General features: G+C 48.8%; 21 protein-coding genes and 1 tRNA gene. 8 read left to right on the forward strand and 14 right to left on the reverse strand.

The annotated features are described in order from the left end of the window. Position 1 precedes the first annotated feature (1 nt). On the forward strand, positions 2 to 1,186 hold the full coding sequence (locus C7452_RS06620) for a Coenzyme F420 hydrogenase/dehydrogenase, beta subunit C-terminal domain (RefSeq protein ID WP_115892645.1): 1,185 nt from the start codon (positions 2 to 4) through the stop codon (positions 1,184 to 1,186). A gap of 32 nt (positions 1,187 to 1,218) precedes the next feature. Next, complete coding sequence (locus tag C7452_RS06625; RefSeq protein ID WP_048176089.1) at positions 1,219 to 1,740, forward strand: beta-class carbonic anhydrase; 522 nt, start codon at positions 1,219 to 1,221, stop codon at positions 1,738 to 1,740. Positions 1,741 to 1,799: 59 nt separating this feature from the next. Here the strand turns inward: C7452_RS06625 and C7452_RS06630 are convergent, their stop codons facing one another. The 5 genes from C7452_RS06630 to thiC form a co-directional block, all read right to left on the reverse strand. Beyond that, positions 1,800 to 3,473: an ATP-dependent DNA ligase gene (locus tag C7452_RS06630; RefSeq protein WP_369798263.1), complete on the reverse strand. Its 1,674-nt coding sequence runs from the start codon at positions 3,471 to 3,473 to the stop codon at positions 1,800 to 1,802. A gap of 57 nt (positions 3,474 to 3,530) precedes the next feature. Beyond that, on the reverse strand, positions 3,531 to 4,313 hold the full coding sequence (locus C7452_RS06635; protein ID WP_010877187.1) for a helix-turn-helix transcriptional regulator: 783 nt from the start codon (positions 4,311 to 4,313) through the stop codon (positions 3,531 to 3,533). A 14-nt stretch (positions 4,314 to 4,327) separates the two neighbouring features. Then, complete coding sequence (locus C7452_RS06640; RefSeq protein ID WP_010877186.1) at positions 4,328 to 4,783, reverse strand: ferredoxin-thioredoxin reductase catalytic domain-containing protein; 456 nt, start codon at positions 4,781 to 4,783, stop codon at positions 4,328 to 4,330. An 8-nt stretch (positions 4,784 to 4,791) separates the two neighbouring features. Beyond that, entirely contained in the window at positions 4,792 to 5,070 is a 279-nt protein-coding gene (locus tag C7452_RS06645; RefSeq protein ID WP_010877185.1) for a glutaredoxin family protein, read from the reverse strand. Between the two features lie 72 nt (positions 5,071 to 5,142). Then, the gene (thiC, locus tag C7452_RS06650; protein WP_048176085.1) at positions 5,143 to 6,417 is read right to left on the reverse strand and encodes a phosphomethylpyrimidine synthase; all 1,275 of its coding nucleotides are present in this window, start codon (positions 6,415 to 6,417) and stop codon (positions 5,143 to 5,145) included. 47 nt (positions 6,418 to 6,464) lie between these two features. On the opposite strand from thiC, the gene C7452_RS06655 reads away from it, so the two are divergent. Beyond that, entirely contained in the window at positions 6,465 to 6,842 is a 378-nt protein-coding gene (locus tag C7452_RS06655; RefSeq protein ID WP_048061093.1) for a CBS domain-containing protein, read from the forward strand. A 2-nt stretch (positions 6,843 to 6,844) separates the two neighbouring features. Here C7452_RS06655 and C7452_RS06660 read toward each other — a convergent pair whose 3' ends face one another. Then, positions 6,845 to 7,666 (reverse strand): methanogenesis marker 8 protein, encoded by an 822-nt coding sequence (locus tag C7452_RS06660; RefSeq protein ID WP_048061092.1) that lies wholly within the window; start codon positions 7,664 to 7,666, stop codon positions 6,845 to 6,847. A gap of 18 nt (positions 7,667 to 7,684) precedes the next feature. After that, positions 7,685 to 8,674, reverse strand: a complete 990-nt coding sequence (locus tag C7452_RS06665) for a hypothetical protein (RefSeq protein ID WP_048176083.1) — start codon at positions 8,672 to 8,674, stop codon at positions 7,685 to 7,687. Positions 8,675 to 8,788: 114 nt separating this feature from the next. Between C7452_RS06665 and C7452_RS06670 the strand changes: the two genes are divergently transcribed. From C7452_RS06670 to C7452_RS06690, 5 genes are all read left to right on the forward strand, one after another. Then, positions 8,789 to 8,897: transfer RNA gene (locus C7452_RS06670), tRNA-Met, on the forward strand. Between the two features lie 366 nt (positions 8,898 to 9,263). After that, on the forward strand, positions 9,264 to 10,019 hold the full coding sequence (locus C7452_RS06675; protein WP_115892646.1) for a HesA/MoeB/ThiF family protein: 756 nt from the start codon (positions 9,264 to 9,266) through the stop codon (positions 10,017 to 10,019). A gap of 74 nt (positions 10,020 to 10,093) precedes the next feature. After that, positions 10,094 to 11,422: a type I glutamate--ammonia ligase gene (gene glnA, locus C7452_RS06680; protein ID WP_048176080.1), complete on the forward strand. Its 1,329-nt coding sequence runs from the start codon at positions 10,094 to 10,096 to the stop codon at positions 11,420 to 11,422. A 73-nt stretch (positions 11,423 to 11,495) separates the two neighbouring features. Then, entirely contained in the window at positions 11,496 to 13,178 is a 1,683-nt protein-coding gene (locus C7452_RS06685; RefSeq protein WP_115892647.1) for a DUF128 domain-containing protein, read from the forward strand. A 45-nt stretch (positions 13,179 to 13,223) separates the two neighbouring features. Continuing rightward, positions 13,224 to 13,508 (forward strand): DUF2097 domain-containing protein, encoded by a 285-nt coding sequence (locus tag C7452_RS06690; RefSeq protein ID WP_245942885.1) that lies wholly within the window; start codon positions 13,224 to 13,226, stop codon positions 13,506 to 13,508. 198 nt (positions 13,509 to 13,706) lie between these two features. On the opposite strand, the gene C7452_RS06695 is transcribed toward C7452_RS06690, so the two are convergent. Genes C7452_RS06695 through C7452_RS06725 form a run of 7 tightly spaced genes read right to left on the reverse strand, consistent with a single transcriptional unit; the run spans position 13,707 to position 19,721 of the window. After that, positions 13,707 to 15,008, reverse strand: a complete 1,302-nt coding sequence (locus C7452_RS06695; RefSeq protein ID WP_255350880.1) for a formylmethanofuran dehydrogenase subunit B — start codon at positions 15,006 to 15,008, stop codon at positions 13,707 to 13,709. 18 nt (positions 15,009 to 15,026) lie between these two features. After that, positions 15,027 to 15,839, reverse strand: a complete 813-nt coding sequence (fwdC, locus tag C7452_RS06700) for a tungsten-dependent formylmethanofuran dehydrogenase subunit FwdC (protein WP_048176075.1) — start codon at positions 15,837 to 15,839, stop codon at positions 15,027 to 15,029. After that, complete coding sequence (gene fwdA, locus C7452_RS06705) at positions 15,836 to 17,545, reverse strand: tungsten-dependent formylmethanofuran dehydrogenase subunit FwdA (protein WP_048176073.1); 1,710 nt, start codon at positions 17,543 to 17,545, stop codon at positions 15,836 to 15,838. Before fwdA ends, fwdC begins: the two co-directional genes overlap by 4 nt. A 20-nt stretch (positions 17,546 to 17,565) precedes the next feature. Next, a complete protein-coding gene (fwdD, locus tag C7452_RS06710) occupies positions 17,566 to 17,958 on the reverse strand; it encodes a tungsten-dependent formylmethanofuran dehydrogenase subunit FwdD (protein ID WP_010877165.1) in 393 nt (130 codons plus the stop codon). After that, positions 17,955 to 18,203, reverse strand: coding sequence for a 4Fe-4S binding protein (locus C7452_RS06715; protein WP_010877164.1), 249 nt, complete (start codon positions 18,201 to 18,203; stop codon positions 17,955 to 17,957). The genes fwdD and C7452_RS06715 overlap by 4 nt, the downstream gene beginning before the upstream one ends. A gap of 14 nt (positions 18,204 to 18,217) precedes the next feature. Continuing rightward, positions 18,218 to 19,267 (reverse strand): tungsten-dependent formylmethanofuran dehydrogenase subunit FwdF, encoded by a 1,050-nt coding sequence (gene fwdF / locus C7452_RS06720; protein WP_048176071.1) that lies wholly within the window; start codon positions 19,265 to 19,267, stop codon positions 18,218 to 18,220. Then, positions 19,245 to 19,721 (reverse strand): helix-turn-helix domain-containing protein, encoded by a 477-nt coding sequence (locus tag C7452_RS06725; protein ID WP_048176070.1) that lies wholly within the window; start codon positions 19,719 to 19,721, stop codon positions 19,245 to 19,247. The genes fwdF and C7452_RS06725 overlap by 23 nt, the downstream gene beginning before the upstream one ends. Between the last annotated feature and the right edge of the window lie 81 nt (positions 19,722 to 19,802).

Raw genomic sequence — 19,802 nt, forward strand, 5'->3', positions numbered from 1 at the left:
AATGGTTGAAGTTAACGACATGTACTATGCTTTCTCAAAAAATGAAGAAATTGCAGAGAAAGGAGAATATGGGGGTGCTGTAACTTCCCTTCTTAAATTCCTTCTGGAAGAAGGAATGGTGGATGCTGTACTTGCAGTTAAGAAGGGTTCGGATCTTTATGATGCCGTCCCAACCCTTATAATGGAGCCTGAAAAGGTTATAGAATCTGCAGGTTCACTTCACTGCGGTACACTGAACATAGCAAAGGTTATAACTCGCTACCTGAACGGGGCAAAGGACATCAAAATAGCCGTTACAACGAAACCCTGCGATGCAATGACAATAGTCGAGGTTGCAAAGAGGGGCAAGATAGACCTTGACAATGTTATAATGGTCGGTGTAAACTGCGGTGGAACACTCCCACCTGTTAAAACACGCGCCATGATAGAAGAAGTATATGAAATGGACCCTGATGATGTTGTCAAGGAAGAAATAGCCAAAGGAAAACTCATAATTGAAACTTCAGACGCTGAAAAAGGGATAAGCGTCGATGAAGTTGAAGAGATGGGTTACGGTAGGAGAACAAACTGCAGGAGATGCGAAAAGAATATTCCAAGAATGGCGGATCTTGCACTTGGTAACTGGGGAGTTATAGGTCCACTGGCAGGTAAGGCAACCTTCGTTGAGGTTACATCCGAGAAAGGTGCAGATTTACTTGAAAAAGCCGTATCTGCGGGTGTCATCGAAATAGAGGATCCCATACCCAAGGGCATTGAGATACGTGAAAAAATAGATCAGGCCATGGTAAACCTTGCAAAGAAATGGCAGAAAAATGATTTCAATGAGGAAACCGGTGCCGAGATTCTCATGAATCTCGATAGATATATGGACGAACTCAACAAGTGTATCAAGTGTTACAGCTGCAGGGAAGCATGCCCAATATGTTACTGTGAAGAGTGCTCACTTGAGACAAAAACGCCTGAATGGATCGAGAAAGGTAAAATTCCACCATCACCTCTCTTCCATCTCGAAAGAATGCTACATATGGTTGACTCATGCACCAACTGTGGTCAGTGCGAGGAATTATGCCCAGCAGAGATACCCCTCGCAAAGATATGGCATGAAATCAACTGCAGAGTTCAGGAAACCTTTGGATACAAAACGGGCTTTGAAACCGGTCAGGAACCTCCACTAACACATCCCTAGATCCCACTTTATTCTCTTTTTAAGGTGATGCCATGATACTGGATGACGTGCTGATTAAGAACCAGGAATTTGTAAAGAATTTCCACGCTGAAAAACTAAGTCACAAACCAAAAAAGAAACTCGCAATCGTAACATGCATGGACACAAGGTTAGCAGGATTTCTGGAATCCGCCATGGGGCTTGAAAGAGGAGATGCAAAGATTATAAAAAATGCGGGTAACCGTATAACAGAAGACGCTTTGAGGTCCCTTGTCGTCGCAATTTATTCTCTGGGTGCAGAGGAAGTGATGGTGGTCGGTCATACCGACTGTGGAATGGCAAACGTCAACTTTGATAAAATCAGGGAATCAATGAAAACAATGGGGATAAGTGAAGACGTTATAGAAAAACTTAACCTGGAGGAGTGGATTGGGGCAATCGATGATGAAGAGAAAAATGTGATTGAAGGCGTTAAAAAAATAAAAAATGCTGAATTCATCCCTGAAATACCTGTTCATGGTCTGATTGTAGATATTAACAGCGGCGCTATCAAGGTCCTGCATAATGATTCATGAGATCCCCATTTAGGATTTAAGGCCCTCTAAAAAATTTTATCAAGGTCCTATATAATGATTCATGAGAAACCCTGCTTAAAGAGTGATATCACGCGACCAAGGGTATCAATATCATCGGGGCTCAAATCATCTCTTATACGTTTAACAACAGGGAACCTTAGGGAATACCCGCTTTCATATTCTGGGCTCCTGACTATTTCACTGTAAGCGACTTCCAGTATTATTTCAGGCTTTACCCTGATTTTTCTACCCCTTCTTTCAACTTTTAGATTCTCCATTCTTTCAGAAAGGTCTTGAAGTGTCTGGTCATCAAGTCCCGTGGCCACATGTGCTATTGTCTTGAGTTCCCCACTCTTCTCATCCCTTACAGCAAGGAGATAGGATCCCACCAGATGTGCCCTTTTACCCCTGCCATAGGTGCCACCGACCACAATGAGGTCCAGGGTCTCGGGTTCTGCCTTAAACTTAAGCATCTTTTTACCCCTTATACCGGGTATATACGGCGCTTCCGTATCCTTTATCATTATACCCTCATGTCCCTCTCTTATTGACTCCTTGAAGAGCCATAAAGCATCATCCAGGTTATCCGGGCCCACATCAACCATGCGACTCGCCTCAACCCTTCCAGGTATTTCTGAGAGTATTGACTCAAGGACCTCCCTCCTGTGCCAGAGGGGCTCATCGATGAGGGGTCCTCTGTGGTAGAGGACATCAAAGAGGAACAGTGAGAGGGGAACCTCCCTTGTAAGCCTATCCACATCATATTTTCTTCTGACGCGCTGGAGTATGTACTGGAAGGAGGCTGGCCTCCCATCCATGGTGACTATTATTTCGCCCTCAACTATGTAGTCATCGGCTGGAAGGGCCTCCTCAACACCCTCAAGTATCTCGGGGACCGCCGCGGTGATGTTCTCAAGCCTCCTGGTGAAGATGGATACCTCATCCCCGCATCTGTGTATCTGAACACGTATACCATCATATTTGGTTTCACAGAAGGCCCTTCCAAGCTCCGTTATGGCCGATTCTATGCTGCTGGCAAGCTGTGCCAGCATTGGTTTCACGGGTCTTCCCGGTTCAAGGTTGAGTCTTCCAAGTCCAGGCTCGCCCTCCTCCCTTGCAACTGCGGCCACCATTCCCAGGTCATTTGTGAGCATGTGGGCCCTTTCAACGAGTGCCGGGTCAACCTCAAAGGCCCGGGCAATGGCGTCCCTTATGATTCCCTCTGCAACACCAACCCTCAGTTCCTCAAGGACCGTCCTTGTTATATAGCGTGCCTCCAGTGGCTTTGCCTGGGACAGGACCTCAACAAGTATGTTTATCTTCTTTGACTGTGCCCTATCACCAGAAGCTGATGCCAGGGCCTTCAGTCTGCTGTAAACAAATTCCACTGTCAGGGGTTGTGAAAAAAAGGTTGTTTGAGTTTTTCTGGAGAATAGTTTTTCACTTGCAAGACCTATATCACCCTGTTCCCTTATTTCGTCCTCGATTTCATCCATCGAAACCCCCACAACCAGGGATATTGCCTTCATGAGCAGCTTTATGCCAACCCCAAGTTCCTCCTCACTCCAGATTGGAAACACTCTGCCAAGCATCAGTATTGTTACATCGGGCAGAAGTTCCTTATCAACACTCCTCAGGAGTTCCGCAAGTATTTCGGTCTTTTCAAGGCGTTTTGTGGTTGATTCAAGTCTGTGGTATACCTCTGCAAGTTCCATATAGAGCAATTCCTTCATCCCCTAAGTAATCTGAACCGTTAAACTCCCATCGACCTTAAAAACATTCTTCAGTACCTACAATTCACAGTCATCCTTGTCTGCTGGCGCTTCCGCCATGTCCCTGAAGTGTTTGAAGAGTTTCCAGGCCCATCCAACGGCCTCTTCATCCCTTGAAAAGAGGAATCTCACGGGATCATAGAGACCATCAGACATGAACAGAGAAAGGGCCATTGCCGTCTCCGTTATTATGAGGCTGAACCTCAGTTCAGAATCGATGGTGCTGATCTTAACATTTTCCGTAGCTTCAACATGTTCAATTGCATCCACAACATTCTCTGAGAGGATCATCTCGGTCTTTATCCCCGCTTTCAGGAGGTCCCCGTAGAAGGGGTGGTGAACGCCTGAAAGGATCCAGACCCTCCCGGAGTTCATGACATTCTTTGTAACTACCTCATATGGCTCTGTGAGGTTCTCGGGTTTTGCCTCGAGGAGTGATACTCCCTCAAGGGATTCTATGCTGTAGAGGAGTGATTCGGGTATGGATCCAAGGTCATGGTCAAGCAGAAAATCCGAGAGTTCCCTGATCACCGAGATTGTCCTTATAATCCCCTGAACCTTCAGAGATATTATCCTGCCGGTTGATGACAGTTCATACTTACGGTTGACCCTGCAAACCAGCCCCTTGTCCTCGAGCTGGTATATGGCATGGAGAATAGTTGATGAACTTGATTTTATGATGGACCTCATCTTAGAGAGTTCCATTGGACCGTCCATGAGGGCCATTAAAACCCTGAGCCTTATCTCGGATGAGAAAAGAAATTTGATATCCTTTCTGACTTCAGTGAAGGCTTCCAGCAAGGTAATGCACTCCTCTATTCAATGAAAACATGGAATTTTCCTGCCACGCCACAGATGGGGCAGGGTTCCGGAGGGATCTTCCTTGCGCAGAGATAACCACAGATGCGACACCTCAGCACAGGTATGTCAAGGCCGGCTGGTGCCCTGCCAGGACCTCTACTCTTTCCCCGCCTCTCGGGTATGGATCTGAACTCAACGTCCTCATCCCTGACATAGAGTCCACAGTAGCATGTCCCGTATTCCTCAATATCATCATCCCTGTAATCACAGGGGCACACTATATCCCTGTCCTCCTCGGGGTTGCCTGATGCGAGTCTGCAGGGGCAGGAGTCATAGCCATATCTTTTCCTGTTAACCAGCATCCCCCTGAGCAGTTCCATGACGAATTCCCTGTCAGGATTAAGCTTATAACCTGATTTCTCTGCTGATTCCCTAACCTCTCTGTATAGTTCCTGGAGTTCATCCTTCATGATGATCCCTACCTGAGGGATGATTTTATTGAGAGTGGATCGAATCCCACCACCACTTCCTCATCGTTTATTACAAGTGTGGGGAATGAGAGGGATGGGTTCCACCTCTTAAGCTCCTCAATTACATTCTCACGTTCCTCACCCTCAAGGAGGTCGACGTATATATAATCGTAGGCCACCCCAAGTTCCTCCAGCAGCTCCCGTGTCCTTTTGCACCATCCACATGTGCTGAGTGCAAATAGCCTTACACTGCCCCTTTCAGTACCTTCAACATGCTCGAATCCCATAGGACCACCACTTTAATTATGGTTCTGATCTCTATTAACCCTTACCGGCATGTTAAGGATCGAGGATGTGATTCATCTGTCTTCACGCAGTATCCTGAGGGCGCAGTATTCGCCACACATTGAGCACATCTCTGAATCCTCAATTGGGCACTGCATCCTGTATTCATATGGTTTTTTTGAGTCAAAGGCCAGTTTGAACTGTTTATCCCAGTCAAAGGACCTTCTTGCATCAGCCATCTCAAGTTCAGATTCCCATGCGCCCGGTAATTTTCTGGCGGCGTCTGCAGCCTGGGCAGCTATCCTTGATGCAATGACACCCTCAATAACATCCTGAACCCCCGGTATCGCCAGGTGCTCTGCCGGTGTGACGTAACAGAGGAAGTCCGCCCCGTTCATTGCAGCGACGGCCCCGCCTATGGCTGCGCTTATATGGTCATAACCCGGTGCCATGTCTGTGACTATGGGTCCAAGGACATAGAAGGGTGCGCCGTCGCAGACCTCCTTCTGTATCTTCATGTTGGCGGCTATCTGGTCAAGGGGCATGTGACCGGGCCCCTCAACCATGCACTGAACATCTGCATCACGTGCCCTCTCAACGAGTTCTGCAAGTGTGAGGAGCTCACTGATCTGGGGTATATCAGAAGCGTCTGCCAGGCACCCCGGCCTGAGGCCATCCCCGAGGCTGAGTGTGACATCATACTCGTAGGCCACTTCAAGGAGGTACTCATAGTTGCTGTAGAGAGGATTCTCCTCCTGATTCTGCATTATCCAGGCTGCAAGGAACGCTCCTCCCCGGCTAACTATTCCCATTATCCTCCCTGATCTCTGAGCCCTTTCAACGGTTTCCAGGGTGATTCCTGAGTGCACGGTCATGAAGTCAACCCCATCCCGGGCCTGGTTCTCTATGGCCCTGAACATGTCATCCTCATCCATGTCCACCACGGCTCCATCTGACATGAAGGCCTCGACACCGGCCTCGTAGATGGGTACCGTGCCCACAGGAACGTCAACAGCCTCCAGGACCGCTTTCCTGACATCCCTCAGCATGGGGCCTGTGCTGAGGTCCATGACAGCATCTGCACCGTATTCGACAGCTGCAAGTGCCTTATCAACCTCCAGTTCAATGTCCTCCATTTTTGAGGATGAACCGATATTTGCATTGATCTTTGTTGAAAGATTTTCCCCTATGCCGCAGGGTGATGATTCCCGATTAATATTGGAGGGTATCACAATTCGACCGTTTGCAATACCCCTAATAAGCATCTGAATGTCCAGATTTTCTTTCCGGGCAACCTCCTCCATCTCAGGGGTTATATTGCCCTTTCTTGCTTCTTCCATCTGAGTCACTTTGGATCCCTCAATCTTAATATATGAATATCCATAAAAATAATTTCATGATCAGGAAGCTCCGTGCAAGGGATATAATGCTCCGTGATGTTATTGTTTCCCACCCCGATGACCTTGTCGCAGCAGCCAACCTCAAGATGGTCCGTGCGAACGTGGGTGGTGTCCCTGTTGTGGAGGGTGATAAACTTGTTGGGCTCATAACCCACAGGGACATTCTGCTTGCCGGTGGCGAGGCCCTGAAGCTTCGGGTGAAGGACATAATGAGCCAGGACCTTGTTGTGATTGATGAGGAAACTCCTATAAGCAGGATAAGCCGTATAATGGCAGATACCGGATATCAGAGGATACCGGTTGTCAGGGATGGTAGACTGGTTGGACTGATAACCCAGAGCTGCATAATAAAGGCCCTTGCAGATTATCTCTAGTTTCATACCAGTGGTTGCGGGGAGCCTGAACCTTTCCCTGAATCCTTTATACCACCCATCCTTTTAATTCTGAGTTCAATGAATCTTTTACCATTCTTTGTGCATGCATATACCGGTATGGCTGATCCTACCTTCAGCAGCGCCCTTCTATCAGCTATTCTCCTTATGTATTTTGATGCGCATGATGTTACAACATCGGCTGTGTTAATCACTTTCTCGGCGCCCCTGTAGTCTATCCCGGTCAGGTGAACGGCGAATATGTAGATTTCGCCTCCATCCATTTCCCTCAGCCTCTCTGCCTCTGCCGGGTCAGCCACGGTGACAGCAACCCTATCATAGCCCATCTCAAAGGCCCTTTCAACACCCTTAACCTGGTCTATCGTGGCTTTTTCGGGGTCAAGGACCTTTTCTGGTCCTATGGATCCTATAACCTCATCCTCGGGTGATGTTTCCACCACTCCTGATATCCTGCCCCCGATTCCCTGTGCAAGTTCGGGTTCGGTGACTATGACTGTGCCTGCACCATCACATACCATGACTGCTGCGTCCACCTCACCCTCCTCGATGAGTGTTGAGATTATCTCAGAAATGCCAAATGATAGAAAATCCCTCATTCTTAATTCACGATTACCTGTACACATGCCAAAATCTTTAATGCGAAACTCAATATTTTGACGGATAGCCTCAGATGTGATTTTTTCAATGCCCCGGTACTTATGAAAGAGGGGACAGTAATCGATAAGTGGCTCGGATACATCAACCACCCTTCCATTCCTCACGGTGACACGACTTTTTCCCAGGGCCTCTATTACATGTTCACCCACAGCGAACACCTCAACAGCTTAGGGGTACGGAAACCCATCGGCAGGGTCCGGTTTCAGGATGAGGGAAGCATCGGATCTCAGGAGTGCATTGACGGTTGCACTGAATGAGCAGAGCGTTCCTATACCACATCCAACCCTCCTATCACCAGATAGGATATCCACAGTTATATAATCTTCCATCCTTACATGTTCCCTCACACCGACCCTGGTCATCCTCTGAAGTATCCTGTTTCCAAGGGCACCCATGGATTTCCCGAGCCAGAAATGTTTCAGGGGACAGAGGTCACAGTAATTCTTAAAGATACGGTTCCACTTGCTGCTTCCAAATCCAGCATCTATCTCCGCCCTCACCGTTGCATAGGCTATGCAGCACCCCCAGTTCCTGCCGATGACCTCCCCATTCTCAAGGAGGGATACATGGATCCTGTTCCTCCTCCAGGCGACCCTGCCGGTCACCCCCCTCTCATACTTTTCCATTCCCGTGTTTCTGGATTTCCTGGATGCCATCCTCCTCCTGATTGATGGCACCCTTGAAGCTGCGATGTTTACTGCACAGACCGGGCAGAAACCTGATGCTGCAGATACAATTTCATCACCTTCTGCAGAGTATAGTATGACCTCTATGCCAGGGCCGTCCCTTCTGACCTCAACTGAACCCCCAGCCGACCAGATATCAGATATTATCATGGAGGCTGTGTTAACAACCCTCCCGTAGCCAGACATCTCTGAAACCCGTATCTGGTCTCTCCTGCCTGTCAGGAAGGGCGAGATTTTATCTGCAGCTTCGTCATCCAGAAATCCTGCATTGATCTCGGCCTCGAGTATCGCCGGGGCCCAGGTTATATCCGAACCCTCCCCCACAGAATCCCCTGATGGGTCAGTTATCCAGGCCCTGACACCCTCAGGGTACTCTGCTGTTTCAACCATGAAGCCTGTCCTAGAGATATCTGCGAGGACTGCATGACATATCCCACAGGCCCCCTCTGAGAAATCAAGATCATCAGGCACATTAAACCCCCCTCAAAGAAAATTCATATATAATTATGGTGGCATTTCATAATAATGATTGCACCCCTGACAGAAAAGTTTAAATTTGATGAAAACTGATCTTGTATAAGTCATGCCGGGGTGGCTCAGCTGGTTAGAGCGCACGGCTCATAGGGTATTAAGCAGTGCTCTGACTTTTTCCTGGGATACCGTGAGGCCGCGGGTTCGAATCCCGCCCCCGGCACTTTAACCCCCCATTTTTGCATTCAAAAAAACTTTTTTTATCCTTAAAACAGAAAAGATGAATTCTTCTGAAAAACAAAAATCACGTTTCTTTAAATTGGAGATAATCAAACCCCTTCACTGAACCGAACTGTTTTTCTATTTCAGAATGGCTCCAGAGGACCCCCCCCAGACATCTGCTTTTCACTGATCTGAAGAATCTTCCCCACATGATCTCCAGTGATAGGCTCATGCTGCAAGCAGATATAACTGTGGTCCTACAGGATGACCCCCTCATGACTTCAGCTACCAGCCACCTCTCAAACCCCAACATGATTTATATCAACACACACATAGTTATTATGCAAGAACGTGAAAGAGGGTTTGAATGCCTGAGAGATATGAGGGTATGGCTTACTGGGAGATGGTCAGCCGGCAGATGGGTTTACTTTCAAGGGCAGACCAGTTAAAGCTCAAGGATTCCACTGTCTCTGTGATCGGCTGCGGGGGTATAGGTGGCTCTGCAGTTGAGATGCTTGCACGGATGGGTGTGGGCAGTCTCAGAATAATTGACAGTGACGTCTTTGACGTCTCGAACATCAACAGGCAGCTCATGAGCAGCTTCAGGGACCTCCGGATCCCCAAAGTTGATGTTGCAGCGGAGCGTATTCGCACCGTAAACCCCTTCAGCAGGGTCAAGGTTTATCATGAAATCTTCGATGAAGAAAATGCAGCTGAAATAATAACTGGCAGCGATGCCGTGGTTGATGCCCTTGATAACATAACATCAAGGGTGATTGCATCAAGGAGGTGCACATCAGAGGGAACACCCTTCATCCACGGCGCCATACATGGCTCCATGGGTCAGGTAACTGTGTTCAGGGAGGGATCACCATCCTATGAGGAACTCTTCCGTTTGCCATCTGTGGGCCTTGAGCTCACAGCTGATGTGAAGGCGAAGCTCAGAGATCTATCATCAAAAACACCTCCGGTAATAGGTCCCGTGGCAAATATCACCGGCTGCCTCCAGGCAGCGGAGGTTCTCAAGTTGATCACAGGGAGGGGTGATGTGATAGCCGCCCCCCGAATGTTAAAGTTTGATCTCTTTCAGGGCGAACCATTTAAAATTGTTGAACTATCCTGAACAAAAAATATATAAACCAGTAGAAGGAAAGTTACTTCCGGTGAAGTTAAGCTCATGCCATGGAGGCATAACCCATGTCAGATAAGATTGGAAGAATAATAGCTAAAATGGATGAATGCGGCGTTAAATTCGTCCGCCTTCAGTTTGTGGACATACACGGAAAACCAAAGAATATGGCAATACCCCTGGTAAGGCCAGACCAGATAGAGGACATAATAAAGGACGGTCTCCTCTTTGATGGGTCATCAGTTGAGGGGTTCGTGGATATAAACGAGAGCGACCTCGTCCTGAAACCTGACCCCGACACCTTCTCAACACTCCCATGGAGGCCAGAGGAAAAGGGTGTGTGCAGATTCATCTGTGACATATACTGGCCAGATGGAAAACCCTTCGAGGGGGACCCGAGGTACGTCCTCAAGAGGGCCCTCGACAAGTACGCCCACCTTGGATATGAATACAATGTCGGACCGGAACCAGAGTTCTTCATCCTCGACCAGGACGAGGATGGCAACATAATACCCCACGACTGCGGTGCATACTTCGATGTTGAACCGGTGGACCAGGGAACCGACTTCAGGAGAAAACTCGTCATGGACCTTGAGGCCCTTAACTTCGACGTTGAGGTCAGCCACCACGAGGTTGCCCCTGGACAGCACGAAATAGACTTCAAATTCGACAAGGCCCTGAAGACAGCAGACGCAGTTATAACCTTCAAACAGGCCATAAAGGCCATAGTCGACAAGATGGGGTACATGGTAACATTCATGCCAAAGCCATTCTTTGGTGAAAACGGTAGCGGTATGCACTGCCACCAGTCCCTTTTCAAGGATGGTGAAAACGTCTTCTATGACCCTGACACAGAGACACAGCTCTCAGAGGAGGCCCTGTACTTCATAGGGGGGCTTCTGAAACACGCCCCTGCGCTCACAGCTGTCTGTGCTCCAACAGTCAACTCCTACAAGAGACTTGTCCCTGGCTATGAAGCACCGGTCTACATTGCCTACGGCCTTAAAAACAGGTCAACCCTCATCAGGATCCCTGCATCACGTGGAAAGGGTACACGTGTCGAGTTAAGGATGCCTGACCCATCATGCAACCCATACCTTGCATTTGCAGCCATGCTGGAGGCAGGTATGAACGGTATACAGAACAAGATCGACCCCGGTGAACCAACCGAGATCGACGTTTATGAAAAATCAATGAGTGAGCTCAGGGAGATGGGCATCGAGACACTCCCATCAAGCCTCTGGGAGGCATACCATGCCCTCGAGGAGGATGATGTCATCAAGGGCGCCCTTGGTGGTCACGTCTACGAGAAGTTCATGGAGATCAAGCACAGGGAATGGGACGACTACCGTGTGAGGGTCTTCAAGTACGAACTTGAAAGGTACCTTGACATCTAAGCCTCAAAATTTACTTCCTTTTTTTCTTAACCTTTAAATAAACCCTCCCCCTACTTTTTATATGGTGTTTCTGATGGCTGATGAGACCAACCAGAAGATGATGGAGATTTTAAGGATCCTTGCAGAGCATGATGATGTCCTCGGGGCAAAGATAATAGCATCTGAACTCAGGAAGAAAGGGTACAACCTCGGGGAACGGGCCGTCAGATACCACATGCGCATACTTGACGAAAAGGGCTTCACAGAAAGGGTTGGTTATGCTGGAAGGAAAATAACATATAAGGGGCTGCAGGAGATAAACCGTGGCCTCGTCTATGACCAGGTCGATTTCATATTCTCAAAGTTTGAGAGCATGATATACAATACAAGCTTCAACCCTGACACCCTCGAGGGGAAGGTTGTCGTTAACACGTCAAGGATATCCCCCCGGTCCATTGAGACCCTCAAACATGTTATGAGAAATGGGCTCTGCCTCAGCCCAAGGGTTAAGCTTGAAAGGGATGGTGATGGGTGCATAATAAGCACCATATGCGGGACAACCGTCGACGGCATCCTGCTCGCCAGTGGCATACCTGTCATACCCCAGTTCGGGGGCCTTGTGAGATTTGAGGACCATCAGCCAGTGAACTTCACAGAGCTCATAGCCTACAAGAAAACATCGATGACACCCCTGGAGGCCTTCACCTCAGAGAACATGACCTCGGTTCTCAGTGTCATTGAGGAGGGGGATGGGCTGGTACCGGCAAATCTCCGCCTCATACCCGGAACCGGAAGGGAGGACGCCGTGAAAATTCTGAGGAAACTTGAGGGAATCGGGATATCAGGGGTGCTCAAGGTTGGAGAACCCGGAGAGGACGTCCTAGGTGTCCCGGTTGCAGATGGAATGGTGGGTGTTGCAATCATAGGGGGTATAACTCCCCTCTGCGCCATCCAGGAGGCCGGCTACCGTGCAGAAATTAAACTGGCAGAGAACCTCATAGAATTCCAGAGCCTGAAGCCCCTTGTAAAGCCTGAGAGAAAGTTAATGGTTTCTGCACCTGAAAGGGGTGTCAAGGTCCGCTTCCTCCTGTCAAAGGCCTGGAACCTCATAAACAGAGTGGATTTAAATCCAGAGGACCTTTCAGGGAGGGTTATAGCCAACATATCCCTCATAAGCAGGGATGATCTGGATTATGCCCTTGAAGTCATAGGTCAGGTCCTCAGTGAGAGGCCAGAATTCTCCACCCTCCCCATGATAGGAGTCACCGATGAGGGGGGCATGGCTGGAATTGCAACTGTATGCAGTCTCACACTGGATGGTGTACTGATAAAGAGCGGTATCATGTCCACACCAAAGTACGGGGGTCTGCTTGAGGTCGGCGGCAGGGCCCCCCGCTTTGTTGAGCTCACAGCCTACAGTGGTTCCTCCCTTGACCCCCATGAGATCTACGTATCAAAGAATATGACTGCGGTCCTTGAAGCCCTCAATGGACAGGGCAGGGTCCTTGCGAGTCTGAGGGAGGTCCCGTACCTTGCAAGGGACCATGCTGAGGGCCTGATTGAAGAACTCTCTGAAGCAGGATTCAGTGTGCTCAAAATCGGCGTCCCCGGCGAGATACTGTACAATGCCCGTGTGGAGAAGTATCACGCAGGTATAGTCACACCCGGCGGCCTGAACCCCCTTGCAGCTGTCAGAGAGGCGGGTGTTGAGATAAGGATGAAGGCCATCGAGAGACTCATGGATCTCAGGGAATTCAGATATGTGGATGAAGTGTAAACCTTATTTTTATAAGCACCATAGGTGCATATAATCCAGTGGAAGGTGATCTCTTTGAAAAAGGAAAATAGAATAGCAACCTGTGAGGAACTCTGCAGGTACATAAAGGAGGAGGTGAAGCCAGGGGATACCGTGAGACTATCCCTCGGCCGTGTGTATATACCCGGAAAGGTCGTCACCAACAACGCAGGGGTTCTGCAGATAAAGATCGACAGTGATATGATAAAGGGCCTTACAACAATTGATGTTGAGAAGCTGAAGGAGTACCTCATCGAACTTGAACATGAATGTGAAGGTGGGGTATGCCTGATCGAGGCAGTTGATGAATGAGGTGATACTGTGAATGCAGCCATTCAGATAGTTTCACTCATAGTGGCGGGATTTATACTTGTGAGTCTCATGGCACATTTCATGAACAGAAATCCCATAGAATAAATTTTTTTATATACGACCAGTAAGGTAATTTTTTTCCAGATAGGCTCTTTTGTTAAAATAAAGCAATATAAAAAAATAAATTCAGGATTAGACCTACTTAGAGGCCTTATACTCCCTTACCTTCTCAAGAAGTTTCTCGAGGATCTCCCTGTCTGAGAGGAGGTCTGTGTCAACGACCTTCTTCATCCTTATAGGGACACCCTCCATACGGTAGGCGGTACCCTCTGCCTCCATACCCACGATGGCCGGTGGAATTATGATATCAGCCATCTCGGTTGTTGGGGTCCTGTGGGGTTCAATGGCAATCACAGGGATTTCAGCCATCCTCTCAAGGGCCCTCTGCGGGAAGTGGGCTCCCGGGTCAGAGGCTATCACCATCATGGAGTCAGCTTCCCTGTTCTGGAGGAGGTCGTTTGCACCTGTCTCACCCGGGTTGTACCTGGGTTCGCCCTCTGAGAAGTCAACACAGTATGGGTATCCACTCTCCCAGGTGCAGACCTGGTTGAACCCTGTAACGTTGTAGTGACCCCTCATGGGTATGAGTGTCCACTTGGCGTAGTCATTGAGATCCTCCACCATCATAATGGCTGTGTCGATGTTCCTGTGCTTACCTCTGCTGTGGGTTATACCCATACCGAAGAAGAGTATACCGAACTGTGCGTTTTTGAGTACCTCAACTGCCTCCTCGATCTGTTCCCTTGGAACACCTGCCACCTCATCGTAGAGTATCTCATGTCCAAGCAGGCATGCCCTCATTGCATCGAGGAGTTCATAGTCATGGTCAAAGTCGAGCTGCAGGTGTATATCTGCAAGCTTTGCACTGTCGGTTTTCCTCGGATCCACCACTATGAGTGTCCTGTCTGATCTTCCCCTTTCCCTGAAGAATCCGCGGGCGAAGACGTTCCTTGACATGTGCCTGGGGTGGGCGTGCATCGGGTTGCATCCCCAGTATACCACAACATCTGCCCTGTTTTTGACCTCACCGAAGGTACAGATGGGGTAACCCACGTCCTGGAGGGCGAGGACTGATGGTCCATGGCATACTGATGCTGTGTTGTCGATTACTGCGCCGGCCTCCTCTGCAAGTTCAACCCCGACGGCCTGTGCCTCGCACTCGGTACAGCTCCATCCATACATCAATGGCCTTTTTGATTCTGCAAGAATCTTTGCTGCCTTGTCTATGGCCTCGTCGTAGCTAACCTCGACGAATTCTCCGTTCTTTCTTATGAGTGGTTTGGTGTACCTCATTGCACCCTCTGCATGCACGAACTTACTGTGACCTATCCTGCATGCGTTGATGGTTCCAACGATCTCGTTGCCCTCAACCTTACATATGATGTCGTCACAGAGGGTTCCGCAGAAGGGGCAGACCACATTTTTCACATATTCCATGATAATTACCTCCAAGAAAGTTTAGGGTTCTATGTGGCCGTTGCATCCGACAGCCGCATAGACCATACCCTTAGCTCCTTTAATTGCGTGATCTCCTTCAAACTTGTAGTATGCTCCAGGGAAGGTTTCCCCGTTAACCTCTATGTCCTTTTCAACACCGAGGTACTTGAATCCTGGGAGGAATTCCTCTATCATTCCCTTGACGACTATTGTCCCGCCTGCCATTTCACCGCCGACCCTTGCAACGGCGTTGCCCTCGATTATTATGAGGCCGTTGTTCATGTGTATTCCAGGCATTATGTTAACATCACCCTTGATGATGATTTTGCCGCCGTTCATGTACTCTCCGATCTCGTTTCCAGCGTTTCCATGTACGGTTATGACTCCACCGCTCATACCTCTCCAATCACCACGGTAGGAGGATCCGACGTAGTCGCCCGCATCTCCGAGGATTTCGAGTTCTCCCCCTCTCATGTCCTGTCCTGCCCAGGATTTTGCGTTGCCTTCCACTGTGATCTTACCGCCCTTCATACCTGCGCCGACGTACATGTTCACGTTACCTTTCACCAGGATTTCACCGGCGGTCATATCCTGGCCTATCCTCTTGGTGTTGTAGACATCGCCGTCGATTATGATTTTTATGTCGGCTGCTGAGTCTGCTGGTTCACCGCTGACCTCGAAGAAGTCTTCGAGCTTAACTACCTCGTTACCGTGCATTATCTGGATGTTCCTGATCTCATCTATTGACTTTCCTGCGAAGACATCAGGTTTGATGTTTGGTGCCTCCAGTGGCACTTCGGGTTGTTCCTTTGGAGTTAGTATTATTTCACTCATAACATCACCCCTTTAACTGGAGCAGATTTTGGCAGGTACTCGTCCTGCACAGGGTAGTTTGCAAAGTTGACAGAGTAGTACTGTTTGAATTTGCTCGCAACACTGGCGAGAACCTCGTTGTAGAGGGACTCATCCACCTGGGTGTCAATCCAGTAGGTCCTTCCGTGTGGTGAGGCCACAACTTCTCCGTCCTTAACAACTATTTCTCCGTCCTTGAGGACGTATGCTGCCCTTGAGAATCCTTCCTCAATGGCCATGTAATCTGCTGATGGATCGACTGTTTCAGGGTTGATGTTGTAGACTGCTATATCTGCATCTGCACCTGCACCGAGGTGTCCCTTGGTTTCACTGAGACCCAGGACCTTTGCAGATGTTACCCTTGTGATCTGTGCTATCTCTGAGAATGTGTACTCCCTGTCAATTGTTGCTATTGTACTCTTCCTCTGGGCCCACTTGTGCAGTTCTCCCTCAATGAGGTTCATCCTGTACTTGTTGCTCATGAGCCATGCGATGACCCTCGGGTACCGTGTGAATGGCCCTGCATTTGGACTGTCTGTTGTGAGGCACACCTTGGAGGGGTCGTCTATGAGGAGGAAGAGTTCCATTCCGATTGCCCACTGGACCGCTGGGACCGGTGCCCTTGCAGAGTATATGAATGGTACAACACCTGAACCTGTTTCGAGTTCCACGTCACAGTTTGCCCATTTGAGGCCGTTGAGTGAGTGGAGGTCGTATTCCATTGGACCGTCTGCGGTCATGGTGGTTGTCTCATCCAGGGTTATCTGACCAACGTCTATCACAACATGATCGTTCCTGTTTATATAGTCAGCAACCTTTGGTGCCTCTGACACGAAGTCCCTCCAGGTTGTTCCGCCGTAGCTGTGGAACTGGACATGGGTTGCATAGAGTACTGTGTCTCTTTCACCGGTTGCAGGGTCTGGTTTTATGTTCTTTGGCACGTCAAAGGATGCCAGGGTTGTCTCGTAGTTTCCAGGGTGTCCAAGGTCGTTACAGTGGAGGTGTATTGAGTGTGGTAGCTGGAGTTTCTCGTTGACCTCTGCGAGTCCCTTTATGATCTCTGCGGGTGTTATATCAAAGTAGGGTGCGGGGTCATAGATTCCGTGGACGTTTCCACCCCATCCCCATGCCTCTGTACCGGCAGGGTTAACTATCTTTATTGCGTAACCTTTGGTGGCCCTGAGGAGCCATGATGCGTAGGCTGCACAGGCATCCACGTCGCCATCCTTCAGGTACTCCATCACGAACCAGTTGTTACCGAAAAGTGGGTATGCTGCGTGGTCTATTATCGGTGTGTCGTGGAATTCCTCATGGGTGTGCCTTGCAAGCAGTGGTGGCATGGCTGCCTCCATTGCTGTGGTGTAACCCATCTGGGCGTACCTGTAACCTGTCATGAAGGTTGAGGGTACTGAGAAACCGCTTCCAGCCCTTCCAGCCCTGAATTTTTCAGCGTCCCTGCGGCTGTCCTCTGGCCTGTACATCCTTCCCACGTTGACCTTTGCACCGGCTATGTGGGCGTGAGGGTCAACACCTCCGGGCATCACCATTTTTCCAGATGCGTCAATGACCTTTGCGCTGTCACTGACACTTTCAACTATTTTACCATCCTTGACGCAGATGTCCATCTTTTCTCCATCGACGTTGTTAAGAGGACAGTAAACAAATCCGTTTTTGATTATGTATTCCATTTGAATCCTCCCGCTGAGCTTTAGATCTGACCTACCTTACCGTAGACCTTCATGAGGGTTGGCATGTCAGGAACCTCTTCATCGGTGGGTATGATCTCCACCGGTATGTTCTTAAAGCTGGGTGTTGCTGTTGAATCAGTATCTGGCCTTATAACCCTGTTGGCCCAGGGCCCCATTGGTATGTAAACCATTCCCTCTGGGAGTGGCTCCTTAGCTTCAACAGCCTTTACAACGACATCCCCATATTCTGAGATGACCTTCACGTTGTCTCCTTCGCTTATTCCGAGCTGCTTCATCATGTCAGGGTTCATCTGAATTATGGCAGCTGCATCGACGTACATCTTAAGGTCCTTACCGGACTCTATAGCCTGTCCCTGCCAGATGGTCCTTCCTGTGTTTAGTATGACTCTCATTCTAATTCCTCCAGCCTGATTGCATCAACAGGGCAGCTTTCAACACATGTGCCGCACTTTCCACAGAGATCAGGGTTCTTTATGTTAACAACCCCGTCCTCAACTATCATGATGATCTCCACATCATCTGTTGGCCCCTTTCCACCTGCAACCTCGGGGCTTCTGAGGGCGTTCACTGGACATGCGATCACGCAGTTTCCACATCCATGGCAGAGTTCAGGGTATGCCTTAAGTCCTATTGCCATCTGATTACCTCCATTTATTTGAGTAATGATTCAAAGGCGTTCTTCCAGGCCTTTGATTTGATTGGAGTGGTATTTATCCTGCTCCTCTTAACCTCTATTGCGTCAACGGGACATGACCTCTCACATGCACCGCAGTATATGCAGAACCTTTCGTCCTTGTAGAGCTTGGCTGGTTTTTCACCTGGTTTTTCTGGTTTAGGGAATGATAAAACGTTGCATGGGCATGCCATCACACAGGTTTCACAGGCCTGGCAGGTGTCCTCGTCGATAATGAGTTCTCCCTCGAAGGGCTTTGTCACCGTTGCAGCGTCAACAGGACATATCTCCTGGCACCATCCACAGTTCACACAGAGTTCAGGGTCGATGTAGGATGTTCCTGTGACCTCCGGGACCTTGATCTCGTATTCACCGTATGGGCATATCCTGCAGACCTGAGTTATGGCGTCAACAGGGCATATCCTCTTACATATACCGCAGTGGACACATTTATCCTCATCGACTCGTATGTCAGTCGCGACTGCTGGACTTGAGGAGGTCGGCACCTGGTGGTCTATCTCTATCGCATCAACCGGACACATCTCCTCACACATTCCACAGTAGATACAGGTTTCCTTGTCTATCTCGATCTCACCTGTTATGAGGTCCTTCCTTTCGGGCAGGTCCCTTGTTATGGTTATGGCATCCTGTGGACATGCTGTTTCACAGGCCTTGCACTGTATACATGTTTCATCATCTATCTCAGCTGATTTGATGATTTTTGGGTATTCTGCAAGTTCCTTTATTGATGTTCCGTCAATCTGAAGGTCCAGTGCCTGGAATGGGCAGATTGAACTGCACATACCGCAGAGGACACATTTGTTCTCATCGATGCATATCTTTGACTCGTCCTGTTCGGTTCTCACCATTGCGCCTGTCGGGTTGACTTCAATGGCGTTCACAGGACAGATTTCACCGCAGAGTCCGCAAACAGCGCAGAGGCAATCCTGGAAGATTAACTTTCTGTCTTCTTCACCGGTTCGCTCCACGGTAATGTTCTTACCTTCAATTACTTCGGTTGTTTCCATCAAGTTCTACCTCCTTTATTTCTATAGAATCAGTTGGACACATATCAACACAGATGAGACACCCGCAGCACCATTCGGATTCTATATGTGCCTTGAGGTCTCTTAAACTTATGGCCTTCATAAGGCATGTGTCCACACATAGCCCGCACCCAATACATGAGTTCCTGACCTTTCCCTGAAATTTCTGCTTCTGGCACGTTTTTATGATGGTCCTTGTCATCTCTGTGTTCTGTGTAAGGGAGTGGGTGAGAAGAAGGAAGTCCCTTGGACACATCTCTGTTATTACCTTTGCAACCTCTATTGACCTCCAGGAGAGGTTCCTGCCGTTGAGGTAGTGAGAAACAGTTGATCTGTTCATGTTGAGAGCCTTAGCTATCTCTCTCTGTGAATGGCCCTGCTTTGTCAGATTTACAGCTGCTATGTATTTGAGTCCAGAAACTATATGTTTCGGCATAGGGTCACCATGTGTGTTAATCACACATTTGACCGCCGCCCATATAATAATTTTCTACAAAAATCAAATAGAAAAATATAT

It is taken from the genome of Methanothermobacter defluvii (genome assembly GCF_003385755.1).
Taxonomy (GTDB): domain Archaea; phylum Methanobacteriota; class Methanobacteria; order Methanobacteriales; family Methanothermobacteraceae; genus Methanothermobacter; species Methanothermobacter thermautotrophicus.